The 16,584-nt window shown below is 65.4% G+C and carries 18 protein-coding genes; 9 read left to right on the top strand and 9 right to left on the bottom strand.

The window, feature by feature from the left end; all coding sequences use genetic code 11:
* Nucleotides 1-71 precede the first annotated feature (71 nt).
* The 3 genes from AB4Y63_RS09425 to AB4Y63_RS09415 all read left to right on the top strand — a co-directional run bounded on the left by AB4Y63_RS09425 (nt 72) and on the right by AB4Y63_RS09415 (nt 2,385).
* The gene (locus AB4Y63_RS09425; RefSeq protein WP_441790797.1) at nt 72-1,154 is read left to right on the top strand and encodes a hypothetical protein; all 1,083 of its coding nucleotides are present in this window, start codon (nt 72-74) and stop codon (nt 1,152-1,154) included.
* Nucleotides 1,155-1,340: 186 nt separating this feature from the next.
* Nucleotides 1,341-2,162, top strand: coding sequence for a hypothetical protein (locus AB4Y63_RS09420; protein ID WP_441790796.1), 822 nt, complete (start codon nt 1,341-1,343; stop codon nt 2,160-2,162).
* Nucleotides 2,125-2,385 (top strand): hypothetical protein, encoded by a 261-nt coding sequence (locus tag AB4Y63_RS09415; protein ID WP_441790795.1) that lies wholly within the window; start codon nt 2,125-2,127, stop codon nt 2,383-2,385. Before AB4Y63_RS09420 ends, AB4Y63_RS09415 begins: the two co-directional genes overlap by 38 nt.
* 44 nt (nt 2,386-2,429) lie before the next feature.
* Here AB4Y63_RS09415 and AB4Y63_RS09410 read toward each other — a convergent pair whose 3' ends face one another.
* The 4 genes from AB4Y63_RS09410 to AB4Y63_RS09395 form a co-directional block, all read right to left on the bottom strand.
* On the bottom strand, nt 2,430-2,720 hold the full coding sequence (locus AB4Y63_RS09410; RefSeq protein WP_441790794.1) for a WXG100 family type VII secretion target: 291 nt from the start codon (nt 2,718-2,720) through the stop codon (nt 2,430-2,432).
* Between the two features lie 129 nt (nt 2,721-2,849).
* Nucleotides 2,850-4,664 (bottom strand): ATP-binding protein, encoded by a 1,815-nt coding sequence (locus AB4Y63_RS09405; RefSeq protein ID WP_441790793.1) that lies wholly within the window; start codon nt 4,662-4,664, stop codon nt 2,850-2,852.
* A 31-nt stretch (nt 4,665-4,695) separates the two neighbouring features.
* On the bottom strand, nt 4,696-5,388 hold the full coding sequence (locus AB4Y63_RS09400) for a response regulator transcription factor (RefSeq protein WP_441790792.1): 693 nt from the start codon (nt 5,386-5,388) through the stop codon (nt 4,696-4,698).
* A gap of 65 nt (nt 5,389-5,453) precedes the next feature.
* The gene (locus AB4Y63_RS09395; protein WP_441790791.1) at nt 5,454-6,161 is read right to left on the bottom strand and encodes a helix-turn-helix transcriptional regulator; all 708 of its coding nucleotides are present in this window, start codon (nt 6,159-6,161) and stop codon (nt 5,454-5,456) included.
* A gap of 86 nt (nt 6,162-6,247) precedes the next feature.
* Here AB4Y63_RS09395 and folE point away from each other — a divergent pair, with 86 nt between their 5' ends.
* From folE to AB4Y63_RS09375, 4 genes are all read left to right on the top strand, one after another.
* Entirely contained in the window at nt 6,248-6,883 is a 636-nt protein-coding gene (gene folE / locus AB4Y63_RS09390; RefSeq protein WP_441790790.1) for a GTP cyclohydrolase I FolE, read from the top strand.
* Between the two features lie 66 nt (nt 6,884-6,949).
* Nucleotides 6,950-8,197 (top strand): NAD(P)/FAD-dependent oxidoreductase, encoded by a 1,248-nt coding sequence (locus AB4Y63_RS09385; protein WP_441790789.1) that lies wholly within the window; start codon nt 6,950-6,952, stop codon nt 8,195-8,197.
* A 9-nt stretch (nt 8,198-8,206) separates the two neighbouring features.
* Nucleotides 8,207-9,115 (top strand): dihydropteroate synthase, encoded by a 909-nt coding sequence (folP, locus tag AB4Y63_RS09380; protein ID WP_441790788.1) that lies wholly within the window; start codon nt 8,207-8,209, stop codon nt 9,113-9,115.
* Between the two features lie 10 nt (nt 9,116-9,125).
* Nucleotides 9,126-9,833: a pyrimidine reductase family protein gene (locus tag AB4Y63_RS09375; protein ID WP_441790787.1), complete on the top strand. Its 708-nt coding sequence runs from the start codon at nt 9,126-9,128 to the stop codon at nt 9,831-9,833.
* Nucleotides 9,834-10,153: 320 nt separating this feature from the next.
* Here the strand turns inward: AB4Y63_RS09375 and AB4Y63_RS09370 are convergent, their stop codons facing one another.
* The 3 genes from AB4Y63_RS09370 to AB4Y63_RS09360 all read right to left on the bottom strand — a co-directional run bounded on the left by AB4Y63_RS09370 (nt 10,154) and on the right by AB4Y63_RS09360 (nt 14,111).
* On the bottom strand, nt 10,154-11,797 hold the full coding sequence (locus AB4Y63_RS09370; RefSeq protein ID WP_441790786.1) for a DNA repair helicase XPB: 1,644 nt from the start codon (nt 11,795-11,797) through the stop codon (nt 10,154-10,156).
* A gap of 92 nt (nt 11,798-11,889) precedes the next feature.
* Nucleotides 11,890-13,830, bottom strand: a complete 1,941-nt coding sequence (locus AB4Y63_RS09365; RefSeq protein ID WP_441790785.1) for a helicase-associated domain-containing protein — start codon at nt 13,828-13,830, stop codon at nt 11,890-11,892.
* Nucleotides 13,831-13,835: 5 nt separating this feature from the next.
* Nucleotides 13,836-14,111 (bottom strand): hypothetical protein, encoded by a 276-nt coding sequence (locus AB4Y63_RS09360; protein WP_441790784.1) that lies wholly within the window; start codon nt 14,109-14,111, stop codon nt 13,836-13,838.
* A 94-nt stretch (nt 14,112-14,205) separates the two neighbouring features.
* Here AB4Y63_RS09360 and AB4Y63_RS09355 point away from each other — a divergent pair, with 94 nt between their 5' ends.
* Nucleotides 14,206-14,586 carry a cold-shock protein gene (locus tag AB4Y63_RS09355; protein ID WP_345068926.1) on the top strand — a complete coding sequence of 127 codons (381 nt, stop codon included), beginning with the start codon at nt 14,206-14,208 and terminating at the stop codon, nt 14,584-14,586.
* Nucleotides 14,579-15,190: a DUF3027 domain-containing protein gene (locus tag AB4Y63_RS09350; RefSeq protein WP_441790783.1), complete on the top strand. Its 612-nt coding sequence runs from the start codon at nt 14,579-14,581 to the stop codon at nt 15,188-15,190. Before AB4Y63_RS09355 ends, AB4Y63_RS09350 begins: the two co-directional genes overlap by 8 nt.
* Here AB4Y63_RS09350 and AB4Y63_RS09345 read toward each other — a convergent pair.
* Both AB4Y63_RS09345 and serC read right to left on the bottom strand, forming a co-directional pair.
* Entirely contained in the window at nt 15,152-15,385 is a 234-nt protein-coding gene (locus tag AB4Y63_RS09345) for a DUF2530 domain-containing protein (RefSeq protein WP_441790782.1), read from the bottom strand. The two genes, AB4Y63_RS09350 and AB4Y63_RS09345, sit on opposite strands and share 39 nt — an antisense overlap.
* Nucleotides 15,386-15,402: 17 nt before the next feature.
* On the bottom strand, nt 15,403-16,521 hold the full coding sequence (gene serC, locus AB4Y63_RS09340; protein WP_441790781.1) for a phosphoserine transaminase: 1,119 nt from the start codon (nt 16,519-16,521) through the stop codon (nt 15,403-15,405).
* Between the last annotated feature and the right edge of the window lie 63 nt (nt 16,522-16,584).

The raw sequence follows: 16,584 nt of genomic DNA, 5'->3' as shown, positions 1-16,584 counted from the left end.
TGGCGCACTTCGTTACCCAATCGACTGCAGCTGTGTAAAGGCAGCGGTTTGGCCGGCACTAGCCTGTGACTATGGGGAAGAACGCGGGGATTCTGACAGCTTTGGCGATCGTGATGGTCTGTGGGGTGGCCGGATGCGCGGTAGTGCCGCCTGAGGCAGAGACGACACGAGCAGCCACGGTCGCGCCGACTCCGACTGCCGAGCCCGTCGTCGAGGCGGCCTGGCCCGTTCAACTCGTGCCGACGACCTGCGAGCAGGTTGTGCCGCAGCCGACGATTGATGCGGTTTTCGGAGAGCCGCTGGCACTGGACTACACGTTTCCCAGTGGCCTCGGCACAAGCGGGTTTGGGTCGGCAGCGGCCGAGAATTCTGGCTCGCTCTTGTGCGTGTGGGGGGCGGGCGAGGGCGACGAGATCAGAGCGGTGATCGTCGATGTTGTTCCTCGCGCTGTCGCCATTGACGAACGGAGGAGCATCGAACTTGATGGCTCCCCGATGGGTGCTCCGGTCGGTTACTGTGAGCCTGAGGGCTGCGCCGTGCGTGGCATCGTGGATGAGTACTGGATGGAAGCCACGATCTGGGGAGCTGACAGCATGGCAGAGGGAGCACGCCCTGCTGCGCAGCCGGTCTTCGACTCGGTCATTGCAGCAGTGACGGCGTTGGCGCCGAGCGCGGATCCGGTCTGGCCGGCTTCGGCTGAGTCGTGGCCTTCGAGCTGCGAGGAATTCGCGAGTCCCGAAACCATCGCTGATGCGCTCAACCTGCCCGGTGCATCCTTCACCACCGGCTTCTACCTCTCTCCCAGCAATGTGGAGCTCGGTGAAATTGTGAGCGCACGCGGTCTGGTGTGTGGAATCGCGTCCGAAGGTGGTGGGCGGAGCGGCAGGATCCTCACGCTGCCGGAGTCGGGTAACCGGTTCGCTGCTGCCCGGGATCAGGCGGTTCTCTCCGATCTGTTCGAGGCGGTTGAGATCTCCGGGCTGGAATCTGGTTCCGCATTCGTGATGCGTAACGCTGTCAACCCGAGCATGGCTGCGCTTGAGATGAACTTGCGCGGAACCTGGGTGTCACTGAGCATGTCCACCGGGACTGTCGAGCAAGGCGATCCAGCGGCGCTCCTGCTGAACTTGGCCAATGCGCTGGCCGAAGACTAGAGCGATCATTCGGTCGGAGTGTGAACGTTAGCTGTGCAGGTGGGGAAGAACGCGGGGATTCTGACAGCTTTAGCCATCCTGATCGTCTGTGGGGTGGCCGGATGCTCAGCGACACCGTCGACGCCACGGGCTTCGGCGCCGCCGGCTTCGACCGGGGATCCGGCACCGGTCCCAACGGCCGAGACCGTGATCGACAGGCCAGAGCCGCGCATGTCCCTCACCTGTGACGAGGCAATACCCTCAGCAGCTGTCGCGCAGATCCTCGCGCCCGGGGCCGCAGCTCTTTCGACGCTCACGGACATTAATTTCAGCTCGCCACTAACCGCGGTTCCGTTGAATGCCGGCGCACTGTTCTGCAGCTGGGGCAACATGCCGACGCCCGGCTGGAGGGATCCGAATCCCGGCTTCAGCGGGGCTTCACTGGTGGTGATGCCCATCTCGGACGACGACTGGGCTAGATATGGCCACGGCTACGTGGCGGACAATACTGTGGTTACCCCCGACGGTCTTCGGACCTGGTGCTGGTCCACCGATGACGGCAGGGACACCCCATCGTGCTACTTCGAGGGTCGTATCAACGGCTACTGGGTTGAGTTTGAGTCCACCCGAATCGACGACGGCGGCGACAAATCGCTCGAGGAGCTCGAAGCGTTGATCCAGCCGGTCACGGACACCATCACTGCCTCCCTGCTCGGTGAGAGCGCGCTTCCCGCGGCCTGGGCGCCGATCTCCCCGAGCGTTCCGCTGCCCGAAGCCTGCGAATCATTCATCACGGAAGCACAGGCCCAGGAATTGACCGGGATCGCCGAGGTGGGAGTCGGATCCGCCTGGGACGGCCCGCACCGCGGAATGACAATGTTCGGGATGAAGGTGCTCAACTCGCGCAAATGTGAGTTCACCCTTCCCCACTGTCGATGCGGTGGTCGGCTCTGTTCACGCAATGCCGAACGGTTCCTGGCTGGCCACGGAAGTGGCCGCGCAAAACAAGCTGTCGGGCGAAGCCGTTGACGTCGCCGTTGCGGGGATCGACGACTCGAACGTCGCGTCGTTGAGGTGTCAGAAAGACAACCGCGAGTGCATCCTGGACCTCACCACGCAGGGGAACTGGGTCCAGGTGATCATCGAACGACCGAACACCTCCGAGATCATCCCCGACAAAACGCAAGCTCGCGACCGAATTCTTGAGATCGGCGCCACAATCGTTTCGAACCTCAAGGCAGCAGCAGGCTGAATCACTGAAGCTTCTATCGAGAGCAAGTGCGCACGAGAACCACGTCACCGCCCGAAGAGCCGCGCATTCGCCTGCTCGATCTCGGCGTACTGCTGCCCGGCCACGGTCAACGCGTGGTTGATCGACTCCAAGCTCTGCTCGACGAGGCTCTGAGTCGACCGCCACTCGGCGACCACCCCCTGAAACGCCGTCGCGGCCTGGCCCGACCACGACGCCTCCAGGTTGGTGAGCTGGGCGAGCAGCCCGCTGACCTCGCCCTGAATGCGCACAATCGAACCGCGCACCGCCGTCGTCGTTCCGAGGACGGCCTCACTGTCTACCTGATACCGAGTCATGATGCTCCTGTCGTCTCTCGCGGAATGCGGGATGCGGGTCAGGCTACGGCGAGGGCGAGGAGGCATGGATGCCGCGTGGATGCATCCGTGCACAGTCCCACCAGCGGTGCGCGGGGGAGGACGGTTCCGCTAGTCGCGCGGGGTGGTCATCAGTGGGCGCGGGGCGTTCGGTGAATCGGCCAACGGGAACCAGATCCGGAAGGTGGCGCCGCCGCCCGGAGTCTCGAGCACCTCGACGGTTCCGTTGTGGCCGGCCACGATGGAGGCGACGATCGCCAGGCCGAGACCGCTGCCACCGGTCTCCCGGGCGCGGGAGGTGTCGGCACGCCAGAAGCGCTGGAAGATCTTCTCGCGAATCTGCGGGGGGATACCTTCACCGTGGTCGATCACGGCCACCGACGCGCGCTGGTTGCGACGGTCGACGGCAACCTCGAGTTCGATCGGACTGTCGGGCGAGGTGAACCGCAAGGCGTTGCCCATCAGGTTGGTGATCACCTGACGGATCTTGTTCTCCTCGGCCATGATCACCGCGGGGACAGCCGGCTGCTCGGGTTCAACAGACGGTGAGGCCAGAGCAACCGGGCCATCGACCTTGCGCGGCTTACGGGTGCGCAGCCGGGCGAGAGTGGCGCCGAACGAGATCGCTCCGGTTGGTGGAGCCGCAATCTGAGCGCGCGTTGCTGCGGACTGGGATTTCCCTGCTGCGGACTGGGCTTTCCCCGCTGCGGACTGCGCTCGCCCCGCTGGTGACTTCGCCGGGCTCGGTGCGACGGATGCGGCCGGCTTCACAGAGTTGAGCGGCATCACCTCGCCGGTGGAATGCGCCAGATCGATCGCATCCATCTCGACGGTGTCGACGAATTCGGTCGGGGTCGCCGTGACAACGGTGACCACACGGCCGGGCGACTGCGCCATCGCATCGAGCGCTGCGTCGCGGGCCAATGGCATGAGATCGACAGGAGCCAATTTCAGCGGTTTCGCTTCATCGAGGCGCGCCAACTCAAGCAGGTCCTCGACGAGGCCACCCATTCGGATCGCTTCTTTTTCGATGCGTTCCATCGCCTGCGCGACCTCTTCGGGGGTCTGCAGTGCGCCCATGCGATAGAGCTCGGCATAGCCGCGCACGGAGACGAGGGGAGTGCGGAGCTCGTGGCTGGCGTCGCCGACGAATCGTCGCATTTGGTCGATGGTGCGCGCTCGATCTTTGAAGGCCCGATCGATTCGACTGAGCATGGTGTTCAGGGATCTGTTGAGCCGGCCGACTTCGGTGTTCGGGGTTGCGCCACCGAGTCGTTGGCTGAAGTCACCATCGGCGATAGCCGCAGCGGTGCGCTCCACCTCCCGCAACGGCGCGAAGGTGGTCGTGACGAGCAGTCGGGTCAGCAGCGCGCCGACGATGACGACGCCGAGCCCGAAGCCGAGAAAGATGGTCAGGTACGTGGCCATCGTGTTGTCGGTCGGTTTGAGCGAGACGGCCATGAGCAGGGTTCCGTAGGTTCCCTGCGGGCTGATCACAAAGGGCACGGCGACAGCGTGGAACGTGGTGTCGTGCGCCTCGTTGTGCAGGGTCAGGATGGCGCCGTCGAGTTCATTGACGGACTGCAGGTCCATCGGAATGGTGACCTCGGGCAGTTCAGACTTCGGCCGGTCATGCCAGGTGTGGTACCGCAGCACGCCGCTCTCGTCGTACAAGGCCACGTAGTAGTCCGACGCGACGCCGTCGGCGCTGTCTTGCGTGAGAGCGCCGGCCGTCGTCGAAGTGAGCGCGGTCTGCGCCTCGCTCTGCAGCTGCGCATCCACCTGCTGGGTGACATTTTGACGCAGCATCACCATGGTGCCGATGCCAGAGACGAGAAGTCCAAGCGTCAGCATCAGCACGGTCACGCCGGTGATTTTTGAGCGGAGGGAAACGCGGTTCCACCGCTGGGTGAGTGACTCGTGCATCAGGCCCCCAGTTTAGGAGTGGATTCTGGGACTATGCCTTGGTTGCCTTGAGCATGTACCCGAAGCCACGCTTGGTCTGAATCAGCGGCTCGCTCGAGTGCGCGTCGACCTTGCGGCGCAGGTATGAGATGTAGGACTCGACGATTCCGGCGTCGCCGTTGAAGTCGTACTCCCAGACGTGATCGAGAATCTGCGCCTTCGACAGAACCCGGTTGGGGTTCAGCATCAGGTAGCGCAACAGCTTGAACTCGGTGGGGGAGAGCTCAATCGGAACGTCGCCGACGAGTACCTCGTGGGTGTCCTGATCCATGGTGAGTTCGCCGGCGCGGATGACGGCATCTTCGTCGGCCTGCATGGTGCGTCGCAGGATCGCCTTGATGCGAGCGACGATCTCGTCGAGGCTGAACGGCTTGGTGACATAGTCATCGCCACCGACGGTGAGACCGGTGATCTTGTCTTCCGTGTCGTCCTTCGCCGTGAGGAACAGGATGGGGGCCGTGTAACCGGCCGAACGCAGGCGCTTGGTCACGCCGAAACCGTTCATGTCAGGCAGCATAACGTCGAGGATGATGAGGTCGGGCTCTTCTTCCAGCACAGCGGAGATTGCCTGTGCGCCGTTGCCGACCGCACGCACGGCGAAACCGGCGAAGCGGAGGCTTGTGGTGAGAAGATCCCGGATGTTGGGCTCGTCGTCGACAATGAGAATGCGGGGGCCATCAGTCATGACCACAGTATCTGCGCGTTAGCTGAAACTTAGCTGGGAGTGCCTGGGGCACCCCACTGCGGCAGCTATGCGCCCGCTGTGCGAGGGCTGATGCGAACACAGCAGCGCCCGGCCCCCGGATCACTCAGCACGGTGTGCGCGTCGTCGCCCGCACCGGCGGCCAGGCCGGTGACGAATTCAAAGTTGAGGGCGCAGACGATATCGGTGTGATCCTGCGCCAGGCGGTGGAACGGGCAGTTGCCGAAGATCAGGTCGTCGCCGTCGGCGCACGGCTCGAAACCATTCTGTTCAAGCGCTTCCGGCAGTGACGTCGCTTCCCGGCCGGCCTGACTGCCCTTGGCCTGGGCGACACTGCGGAGGGCATCGTGAACCGGTTGGCCGGATGAGCCGGACAGCTCGATCGCACTCGCGAGCACATCGCCGACCAGGTCGTAGTGACGCTCCGGCACCGAGACGGTGAGCTCCGTTGCGGCGCGACGGTAGAGCTTCGCCGGGCGCCCGGCGCCGGGCCCGCTGCGCCCGCTCAGGCGCTTGTACTCCACCTCGACGAGGCCGAGTTCGGCGAGGCGGTCCAGGTGAAATGCCGTGGTGCTGCGCGAAAGCCCTGTCGCTTCGGCGGCGGCGTCGCGGGTGATCGACTCGGCGCTGCGGGAGACCAGATCGAAAAGCGTGCGCCGCGCCGGATCGGACAGCGCGCTGACCGCCGCCACGCGCGCAGAGAGCGCTGCCGGGCCGCCGACCGATTCTGAGTCGGCGGGTGCTGAGTGGTTCATGACTGAATACTACTCTAAAAAGCATGGATCTTGACAAAAGAGTTCTGCGGATCTAGCGTCGAGATATCAGCGCGGAAAGGTCCCTCATGACACTCGCAGAACAGCCAGTGAAGCCTCCCGGTGGTGGGCGTCATCCGTCGCCACTGCACCGGGTCGAATCAATGAGCACGATCGACCGCGTGAAAGCGGCGGCGGCCGTCGCCGACTTGCTCGCCGCTCTCGGGCGCGACACCGGCAATCCGCACCTGGCCGAAACCCCACGGCGGGTGGCCGACGCCTTCATCGAGATGCTCACGCCGCAGGACTTTGCTCTGACCACTTTTCCGAACGACGAGGGGTACGACGAGCTCGTCGTGGTGCGGGACATCCCGTTCCACTCCCTCTGCGAGCATCACCTGTTGCCGTTCCAAGGGGTCGCGCACATCGGCTACCTGCCCGGGGACCGCATCCTCGGTCTGTCGAAATTCGCCCGTGTGCTGGAGTTCTTCGCCCGTGACCTGCAGGTGCAGGAGCGCCTGACCAAGCAGGTGGCCGACTGGTTGCAGAGCGAGCTGGCGCCGCGCGGCGTCGGGGTCGTGATCGAGGCCGAGCATCTCTGCATGTCGCTGCGCGGCGCTCAGGTGTCGGGAAGTCGCACGACCACCAGCGCGGTGCACGGTTCCATCCGTGATGATCAGCGCACCAGGGACGAGTTCTTCGCCCTCTGCGGACTACGCGCCTGATTGCGCAGCTCATTGCCCACCTGATTGCGCACCTGAACAACCCTGGTCAGAGAGAAGAGACTCCGTATGAGCACCGATCAGACATTCATCATCGTGGGCGCCGGGCTCTCCGGTGCTCGCGCCGCCGAAGGGATGCGGGGCGAAGGCTTCGCCGGGCGCATCATGCTCATCGGTTCCGAAGACTCGCTGCCCTATATCCGGCCGCCCCTGTCGAAGGAGTACCTCACCGGGGCGATGGAGCAGGACGGCCCCCTGGTGCATCCGGGCGAGTGGTACGCCGAACAGAGAATTGAGCTGGTGCCGGGGCGCACCGCGGTGAAACTGTCGCCGGCCAGTCACGAACTCACCCTTGACGATGGCCAGACGCTTCACTACGACAAGCTGTTGCTCGCGACGGGTGCCGCCTCGCGGCGGTTTCCCGGGCCGGGCGCCGATCTGATCGGGGTGCATCACCTGCGCACGATCGGGGAGTCGACGCATCTGCGCGAATGGCTGGAGCCTGGGCTCCGGAACGTCGTGATTGTCGGCGCCGGTTGGATCGGCCTCGAAGTGGCCTCGGCCGCCCGCGGCTACGACAACACGGTCACGGTGCTCGGCCGGGAAACCGTGCCGCTGAACGTGGCGATCGGCGACGAGGCGGGAGCGGTCTTCGGCCGGCTCCACCGCGACAACGGCGTCACCGTGCGGATGGAGACCGGGGTGAGCGCCCTGCTCGGCGATTCGAACGGCGTCACCGGGGTGCAGCTCGACTCCGGCGAGGTCGTGCCGGCCGAGGTGGTCGTGGTCGGGATCGGCGCGGTTCCGAACGTGGCGCTGGCGCAGGATGCCGGTCTGGCCGTCGCGAACGGAATCGTCGTCGACGCTTCCTTCCGCACTCTCGATCCCGACATTTACGCCGTCGGCGATGTGGCCAGCGTGTTTCACCCGGTGCTCGGGCATCCGTTGCGGATCGAACACTGGGCCAACGCCGAGAACGCCGGACGCGAAGCCGGCCGGTCGATGGCCGGCGCCGTCGTCAGCTACGACGAGATTCCCTACTTCTACACCGACCAGTTCGACCTCGGCATGGAGTATTCGGGCTACGGCGAGCTGGCCCAGAACGCCCAGGTGGTGTTCCGCGGCGACACTGCCGCTCGGGAATTCATCGCCTTCTGGATCGCCGACGGGCGGGTGGTCGCCGGGATGAACGTGAACGTGTGGGACGTCAATGAGACAGTTCAACGTTTCATCAGAACCGGCGTGCAGGTCGACCCCGAACGCCTGGCGGATGAGAGCATTGCACTGGAGGACCAATTGGCCTCCCCGACCGGTTAGGAGCAGGGTTTGACCAGTGCAGTCACCACGTCGGGAATCGTGCTTCCCGACCTGATCCACCCGCAGCGCACCATCGGAGGGCGAGTCTTCGACTTCTCCCGCGAGGTGGCGGTGATGGCCATCATCAACCGCACCCCCGACTCTTTCTACGACCAGGGCGCCACGTTCGCGCTCGACGCTGCGGTCGCATCCGCTCGCCAAGCGGTTCTCGATGGAGCCGACTGGGTGGACATCGGCGGGGCGAAGTTCGCGCCGGGTCCGGCGATCCCTGTCAGCGAGGAGATCGACCGGGTGGTGCCGGTGATCGAGGGACTGCGGGACGCCGGGGCCATCATCTCGGTCGACACTTTTCACCCGGAGGTCGCCCGGGCCGGCATTGCAGCCGGGGCCCAGGTGATCAACGACACGACGGGCGTGCACGACCCGGCGATGGCCGACGTCGTCGCCGACAGCGAGGCAACACTCGTGATCACCCACAGCCTGGCCAAGCCGCGGATGCCGTACCCGGCGCCGCACTACGACGACGTCGTCACCGAGGTGGCCGCGTTTCTGCGGCAGCGTGTCGACCTCGCCGTCTCCCGCGGAGTGCCGCTCGAACGCATCGTGATCGATCCCGGCCACGACCTCAACAAGAACACGCTCCACTCGCTTGAGCTCACCCGTCGGCTGGGGGAGATCGCCGACATCGGGCTGCCCGTGCTGGCCGCGGTGTCGAACAAGGACTTCATCGGCGAGACACTCGACCGGGAGCGCGGCGAGCGGGTCGATGGGTCGATCGCTGCAGCCGTCGTGTGCATTCTTCAAGGTGCCCGCATCGTTCGTATGCACAATGTGCGCGCCGCCGTCGACGCGGTGCGGATGACGGAGGCGATTCTCGGTTTTCGCGAGCCGGCCTACCTGCGCCACAACCAGACGTAAATCGCTTCCCATGCTGAACCGCGACGAACTGCTCGAGAACTACCGGATTGCCGACCGGACGACACCGAGCGTGCGGATGAACTTCATTGCCACGCTCGACGGCGCGGCAACGCGTGACGGGTTGAGCGGCGGGCTGAACAACGCCGACGACAAGAAGGTCTTCGACACCCTGCGGATGCTGACCGACGTGATCCTGGTCGGCGCCGGCACAGTGCGTGCCGAGGGCTACGGCAGTGTGAGACTCGAAGCGGCGGATGCGGCCTGGCGGGTCTCGCAGGGATTGCCCGAGCAGCCCGCGCTCGCGATAGTCTCAGCGCGGCTCGAGATCGACCCGGGGCATCCGTTCTTCGCGGAGGCGGTGACCCGGCCACTCGTGGTCACTCACGCGGCGGCTCCTGCGGAACGGCGGGCGGCGCTCGCCGAGGTCGCCGACCTCGTGATCGCGGGAGAGCACACGGTGGATCCCCGGCTGATGCTGGCCGAACTCACCGAACGGGGACTACGCCAGGTGCTCTGCGAGGGCGGTCCGCACCTCTTCGGCGACCTGATCGCCGCCGATTGCGTCGATGAACTCTGCCTGAGCCTCAGCCCGGCGCTCGACGGCGGCCCGGCCGGACGCATCGCGGTGAGCGCCGCGCCCACGCCGCGGCCGATGCGCCTGCTGCACTCGTTCGCCGCCGGAGACATGCTCTTTCTGCGGTACGCCCGGGCGCGCTAGCCGTCTCGTTGATCGAGGAGCCGCGTTGATCGGGCTGCCCGTTGATCGAGCTGCGCGTTGATCGAGCTTGTCGAGATCTGGTGAGGCGATCTCGGGTCGTTCGGTCGCGTTTGAGGATTGGCCGACGGAGGTCACTTCGACAGGCTCAGTACATCGCTCGACAGGCTCGACCACCGGTGCACACTGCGGTGAGGCGGGTTAGCTTTTTTCGCTAATGAACTTCAGGGTCATATGAGCCTGAAGTTCATTAGCAAAAAAGGGCACCCGACCGTCCAGCTGTCGGGCGGCTTCGGTGGTCGAGCCCGCGGCGAGACGGGTCGCTAGACCTCGGCGAGACTGTGCGCGTCGAGAATCGTGTAGCTGTAGCCCTGCTCGGCCAAGAATCGCTGCCGGTTCTGGGCGAAGTCCTGATCGACGGTGTCGCGCGCGACGAGCGTGTAGAAGTTGGCGGTGAGGCCCGACTCCTTCGGGCGCAGCAGACGCCCGAGACGCTGCGCCTCCTCCTGTCGAGAACCGAAGGATCCCGACACCTGGATGGCCACCGTCGCTTCGGGCAGGTCGACCGAGAAATTGGCCACCTTCGACACGACGAGCACCTCCACCTCACCGACCCGGAACGCCTGGAACAGGCGCTCGCGTTCGTCGACGGGCGTCGATCCGGTCAGCTTGGGGGCGCCCAGCGCCTCGGCCAGTTCGTCGATCTGGTCGAGGTACTGCCCGATCACCAGGATGCGCTCACCCGGGTGGTTTGCGACCAGGCGCTTGACGACATCCAACTTCGCCGGCGCTGTTGCGGCGAGCCGGTAGCGCTCGTCATCGGCCGCCGCCGCGTAGCTCAGCCGTTCGGATTGCGGCAGGTCGATGCGTACCTCGTAGCAGGCCGCCGGGGAGATGAAGCCCTGGGCCTCGATCTCCTTCCACGGAGCATCGAAGCGCTTCGGCCCGATCAGGCTGAACACGTCGCCTTCCCGGCCGTCTTCGCGCACGAGAGTGGCGGTGAGGCCAAGGCGACGCCGGGCCTGCAGCTCGGCGGTGAGCTTGAATACGGGCGCCGGAAGCAGGTGCACTTCGTCATAGACGACGAGCCCCCAGTCCATCGCATCGAGCAGGGCCAGGTGGGCGTATTCGCCTTTGCGCTTCGCCGTCAAGATTTGATAGGTCGCGATCGTGACCGGCTTGACCTCTTTCACCTGACCCGAATACTCGCCGATCTCGTCGGGGGTCAGGGTGGTGCGCTTGAGCAGCTCATCGCGCCACTGCCGGGCCGAAACAGTGTTCGTCACCAGGATCAAGGTGTTGGTTTTCGCCGTCGCCATCGCACCGGCGCCGACGAGGGTCTTTCCGGCACCGCACGGCAGCACGACAACGCCGGAGCCTCCCTCGAAGAAGTTCGAGACGGCCTTGTTCTGATAGTCACGCAAGGCCCAGCCGTCTTCGACCAGGTCGATCGGATGCGGGGTGCCCGGAGTGTAACCGGCTAAGTCCTCGGCCGGCCAGCCGATCTTGACGAGCTCCTGCTTGAGCTGTCCGCGTGCCCACGCCTCGACGAGGTACGAGTCGGGTGTCGGATGCCCGATCAACAGCGGGGCGATCCGCTTGGCTCCCGAAATTTCGGTGAGCACCGCCTGATCGGTGCTGCGCAGAATCAATGCGCCCTCGGGATCCCGATCGATCACCAGCCGGCCGTACCGGCCGACGGTCTCGGTGATATCGACCGACACCGTCTGGGGAATCGCGAACTTGGAGTACTTCTCGAGCGTCGCCAGCATGTCTGCCGCGTCATGCCCGGCAGCGCGTGCGTTCCACAGGCCGAGCCGGGTGATCCGGTAGGTGTGGATGTGCTCTGGCGCGCGTTCCAGCTCGGCGAAAATGGCGAGATCATGGCGTGCGTCTTCAGCGAGCGGGTGTGCAACTTCGAGCAACACGGTGCGGTCGCTTTGGACGATCAGTGGTCCGTCAGACATAGCGGTCAATCCTACGCCCGCCGCAGGCGTGACGGAGGCAGGGCGCGCGAATTGCCGCGCGCTCGGCGAGAGGCCCGACGCGGGGCTCGGGGTTAAGGTGCCGGCGAAATGCTGACGATGCTCGAAATCGGGAGCGTGCGCTCGATGTCTGCGCGTCGATCTCTGGCGCGAAAGCGCCCGCCGCCGACGCTGGCCGGTTCGAGCAGGTAGTCGACGACAACCCCGCCGGGCATGGCGATGCTCACGGTTATCGTCTGCTTCGTTCTGATTGCCGCATCGAGTTGGCGGGCCAGCCATGCCCCGGCGGCCTTGCCCTCACCACCGTCACTCGTACGCAAGCGCTCGACCAGGTCGACCGCCGGGTCGGAGGCGACGACGGGGGCCTTCTGCGCGAGCGGAATCCGGCGCACATGAACAATCTCGCCCGCCTCGTTCTCGGCAGCGACCGGATAACGGGAATCGCTCAACGCCCAGAACACGACATCGACGGGAAACCTGCTGCCCAGGCGGTCGGAGCTGATGCGATGGAGCCCGAGCGGCGTCAGCGTCTGGTCGACCTCGATAGTGCCGAGCAGTGCCGGATCATCCGAGCGCACGACAGATTGCACCGGGGCGTCGCCGGCCGAGGCCGGCAGCACCCGAACGCGACCGTAGCGGGACGCCGATTCTCGAATGAGGTAGTCGAGCGGCTGGGGGATGCCGGTCAGCGAGATGGAGCGCAAGAATTCCAGAAGCGTTTCGGCGGTCTCGCCGCCGGCAAGCGCACGATTCACCGATGCGGCGGTGATGCGGTAGCTCGAGGCCAGTTCGCGGCTCTCGACATCGGCCAGCGCGCGCAAGCGGGCGTCGATCGACGGGGCCAGGGGGCCGGGCGACACGATTGAAAGATCGTGCTGCAGGTAGACGGCGCCGACCTCGGCCGGCAGCGAGCCCTCCATGATGGCGACTGCTTCATCGAATGCGCCGGCGAGCACGGCGCCGCCGGCGGCACTGGTGGTGTGATGCGCGGTGATTCCGATGAACTCGGCCTCCGCCTGCACGGCGGTGACGCGGTCGTCGAGCCAGGTTCCGCCGGCTGGGTAGAGCCAGCCGAGGAAGTCGCGCAACTCGCCGTCCCAGAAGACACCGGCCTGAGCGGGAAGGATGTCGAGCACGTCGGTCGGCAACGACGCACGCCACGAGGCGGCCAGGGTCGACCAGCGGTGGGCGGTGCTGCCCATGAGCCATGCCTCGCCGAGTTCAGTTTGACGCCAATAGCCCAGCTCTTTGGCGATGAGTTCGGCGCGTGCGGTGAGAGCGACCAGGGTCGGAACGGCTTCGACCTCGACGGCGGCCGCTGCCGCCAGACGCTTGGTGTCGGGCAGTCCGAGCCCGCCGCGACTGAGCTCGTGCACAGGCTCGCGGGAGATCTCGCTGACCAGTTCGGCGAGTGACGATACCGCGGTGAACGCGCGCTCGGCGGCCAGATTTGTGGTGAACGCGGTATCGGTGTCGGTGGGCGGGGCGAATGATGGCGGTGCCGCGACGGAAGCGAGCATCAGCGCACTCGGCAACCCCTGCGCCGGCCAGCTCGCCAGGTGGGCGCTCACCGCGTCATACGGTTTCAGGCGTCCGTCGGAATAGATCGCCAACAGTAGGGAGTCGAGTTGGGTGGCGGCCGCCTCGACCTGGACGACCGGAATCGCTCGCTCGCCGAGAATGCTGAGTCGGGCGGCGATCTCGGCTGTCGTCGGGGCGAAGGCGGTGGCGTCGGCGTGGTCGGCGGCAGCCATCACGGGGCCTGCCAGCGCAGCGCCGGCCGACTCCTCGCTCGCGCCGTCATCGGACACGGGAGCCTCGCCGGCGATGGCGAGCACCGCGAGTGTCGAACGGTCGAGATGGGCGAGCGCGTTCTGGATGGCGACGGGATCGAGAAGCGCCTCGGCCAGGTCGAAGAAGTCTTTGATACCGGTGGGGGAGACCATGCGGGCCTCGATGGCACGGCGCAACGCCGCGTCATCCAATGCACGAAGACGCGACGCGAGCGTGAGCATGGCCGTTAGTTTTTGTTCGCTCGAGTGTGGCGGCTGCGGCGAACAGTGCTGATCACCAGGAGAGCGATGATCAACACGAAGCCGAGGGGGAGACCGAACAGTGGAAGCATGATGACGAACGGCCACACTCCCTGGCTGAAGCCGTCGTTGGCTCCGACGCCTGCGGCGGTACCGGCGATCATGGCGAAGAAGGCGAGGATCGACACACCGACCACACCCGCAACCATGTAGGCCATGATGCGGTCGATCCGTTGCGGACTCGGCGGGGGTTGATTGGTCACAGTCCAAGGATAACGGGCACAGAGCCGCGGAAGGCGAATAAGCTGGGTCAAGAAGACGTGCATTTCAGCGCGCCCGAATTTCAGCGAGGTTCACATGCCCACCGGCAAAGTCAAGTTTTACGACGAGGAAAAGGGTTTTGGTTTCATCAGTTCTGATGACGGCCAGGAAGTTTTCCTTCACGCATCCGCGCTTCCTGCGGGAGTGACCGTCAAAGCGGGCTCGAAACTGGAGTTCGGAATCGCCGACGGAAAGCGCGGCGCTCAGGCTCTGTCTGTGCGTGTGCTCGAAGCACCGCCGAGCCTGGCCAAGATGAGCCGCAAGCCGGCCGACGACATGGCGATCATCGTCGAAGACCTCGTCAAGCTGCTTGACGGCATCGGCGCGAACCTGCGCCGCGGTCGCTACCCCGACAGCGCGCACAGCCGCACGATCGCAGCGATGCTGCGCAAGGTTGCCGAGGAACTCGATGCGTGATGACGAACAGGCATCGATCGTTGCCGACGAGGCACTTCTTGCCGCCGTCGATGTCGCGCGCGCCGCGCTGACCCAGATCACGCCGGCCGACACGATCGGCGAGCCCGTCGGCCACATCGTCGAAGACGAGCATGTTCTGTCGTTGCTGTTCGACTGCCTGCTGACCGGTTACCCGGGCTGGCACTGGACGGTGACGCTGTCGCGCATCGATCAGGATGCCGCTCCGACGGTGCTGGAGACCGAGCTGATGCCCGGCAACGACGCATTGCTCGCGCCGGAATGGGTGCCGTGGTCTGACCGACTGGCCGAGCACCGCACCGCGCAGGAGCTGGCCGCCGCGCAGGAGGCGCTGGAAGGCGCCGATGACGATGCAGACGACGATGATGCTGACGACGACTCTGAGAACGAGGATTCTGACGAATCTGATGACTTCGACGACGAAAGTCACGACGACGACGACGACGATGACGCGGACGACGCCCTCGATGAGGACGCTCTCGATCACGACGACTTCGACGACGATGGTGACGACGCTCTCGACGGAATCGATTTCAGTGAAGCCGAACTATCGTCGACGGAACTGAACCCAGGCCAGCCCGGCTAGTCCGAGTCCCAAACCGATCAGGGTGCACCACAGCCACCAGCCGAGCCCTGCGGCGTCGAGTTCGGTGCGCACGCTGAATACGATCGCGGCGGCGACAAGCCAGGCCACCGTGCCGGCGAAGTAAGCCTTGCGCGCGTCAGTACGCGCGGGCAGGGGATCGGGACGTCTCTCGCTGTCTTTCAACCACAAGCGCATGAGGCGTCCCGATCTGCCTAACGACCCAGCTGGTCGACGACGTATTCGATCGAGCCGACGAGCTTTCGCACATCTGACGGGTCGATCGCGGTGAACGTTGCAACGCGCAACTGGTTGCGGCCGAGCTTGCGGTAGGGCTCGGTGTCGACGATGCCGTTGGCGCGAAGCGTCTTCGCGATCGCTGCGGCGTCGATGCTCTCGTTGAAGTCGATCGTGACGACGACCTGCGAACGGTGGGCCTTCTCGCTCACGTAGGGGGTCGCGTAGTCGACGCGCTCGGCCCAGTCGTAGAGGATCGACGAGGACTCCTGCGTGCGAGCCGACGCCCAGGCGAGTCCGCCGTTGCCGTTGATCCAGTCAAGCTGGTTTTCGAGCAGCAGCAGCGTGGACAGTGCCGGTGTGTTCAGCGTCTGGTTGAGGCGTGAGTTGTCGATGGCGTTCTTGAGGCTGAGGAACTCCGGAATGTACCGTCCGCTGGCCGCGATGCGCATGACCCGCTCGATGGCGGCGGGGGAGAAGAGCGCGAACCAGAGCCCGCCATCGGAGGCGAGGTTCTTCTGCGGGGCGAAGTAATAGACATCCGCCTGGGCTGCGTCGAAGTCGATTCCGGCGGCGGCGCTCGTCGCGTCGATGACGGTCAGAGCGCCCTCGTCGCCGGCCACCCGGGTGATCGGCGCCATGACGCCCGTCGAGGTTTCGTTCTGCGGCCAGGCGTAGACGTCGACGCCGGGGGTCACGACGAACTCGCTGCGCGAGCCGGCCGGGGCGTTGATGACGTCGGGAGCTTCGAGGAACGGCGTCTTGGCCGCTGCGGCGAACTTGCCGCCGAACTCGCCGAAGACGAGGTTCTGGCTGCGTCGTTCGATCAGGGAGAAGGCTGCGGCATCCCAGAACGCGGTCGACCCGCCGTTGCCGATGATGACTTCGTAGCCTTCGGGGGCGCGGAACAGGTCGGAGAGACCGGTGCGCACGCGTCCGACGAGGTCTTTGACCGGCGCCTGACGGTGTGAGGTGCCGAGGATGCTGGCACCGAATTCGGTCAGGTGGCGAAGCTGCTCGGGACGAACTTTGGACGGGCCGCAGCCAAATCGTCCGTCGATGGGCAGCAGTTCAGAGGGAATGGTCAGATCCGGCATACCGCGATTCTAGTTGCCCACACGCGGCGGCTAAGCTTGATACGTTGCGCTATCGGGTATGCG

The sequence above is a fragment of the Leifsonia sp. YAF41 genome (assembly GCF_052113185.1).
In the GTDB taxonomy this organism is placed as follows: domain Bacteria; phylum Actinomycetota; class Actinomycetes; order Actinomycetales; family Microbacteriaceae; genus Cryobacterium.
This window is presented reverse-complemented; position numbering and strand designations above follow the sequence as displayed.